Origin of the sequence: Burkholderia sp. ABCPW 14, from assembly GCF_001523835.1 — a bacterium.
Lineage (GTDB): Bacteria > Pseudomonadota > Gammaproteobacteria > Burkholderiales > Burkholderiaceae > Burkholderia > Burkholderia mayonis.
Genome location: NZ_LOVS01000178.1, coordinates 1 through 992 on the forward strand (window position 1 = coordinate 1; position 992 = coordinate 992).

The following is a 992-nucleotide window of genomic DNA, read 5'->3' on the forward strand; positions in this document are numbered from 1 at the left end:
TCGCGCTGAGCTTCGTGGTGCATGAGAACCTGTCGCAGGAGCCGTCATATCAGCTGGAACTGCTGAGCCACGACCCGGACCTGGATTTCGACGCGCTGCTCGGCTCGTCGCTGTCGGCGGACATCGATCTGGGCGGCGGCGACGTGCGAACGTTCAACACGCACGTGTTCGGCGGCTACGACACGGGGCAGATGAGCGGGCAGTACACGTACACGCTGGAGCTGAAGAGCTGGCTGTCGTTTCTGGCGGAGAACCGCAACAGCCGGATTTTCCAGAACATGAGCGTGCCGCAGATCGTCGAGCAGGTGTTCCAGGGGCATCAGCGCAACGGCTACCGTTTCGAGCTCGAAGGCAGCTACGAGCCGCGCGAGTACTGCGTGCAGTTCCAGGAAACCGATCTGAACTTCGTGAAGCGGTTGCTTGAGGACGAAGGGATCTATTTCTGGGTCGAGCACGAGCAGGACCGTCATGTCGTCGTGATCTCGGATACGCAGCGGTTCGAGGATCTGCCGCTGCCGAACGACGAGCTCGAGTATCTGCCCGACGGCGAAGAATCGCGCGCGATTCAGGGGCGCGAAGGCGTGCAGCGGTTGCAGCGCACGCGGCGGATCAAGTCGAACAACGTCGCGCTGCGCGACTTCGACTATCACGCGCCGTCGAATAAGCTCGACAGCGATGCGCAGGTCGATCAGCCGAGCCTCGAAGGAATTCCGCTCGAGTACTACGACTATGCGGCCGGGTACAGCGATCCGGAGCAAGGCGAGCGTCTCGCACGCTTGCGGCTCGAAGCATTCCAGGCGGAATCGCACACGCTCGTCGGCCAGGCGAACGCGCGCGCGCTGGCGGCGGGCCGCGCGTTCACGCTCGTCGGTCATCCTGCCGCGCAGCGCAATCGTCGGTACTACGTGACGAACAGCGAGCTGACGTTCATTCAGGACGGACCGGATAGTACGTCGCAGGGCCGCAACGTCGCGGTCAAGTTCCGCGCGCTC

The 992-nt window shown here is 63.4% G+C and carries 1 protein-coding gene; it reads left to right on the forward strand.

Annotated elements, in window-relative coordinates:
• On the forward strand, positions 1-992 hold a 992-nt coding region (locus WS62_RS26910; protein WP_156441159.1), incomplete at both ends, for a type VI secretion system Vgr family protein.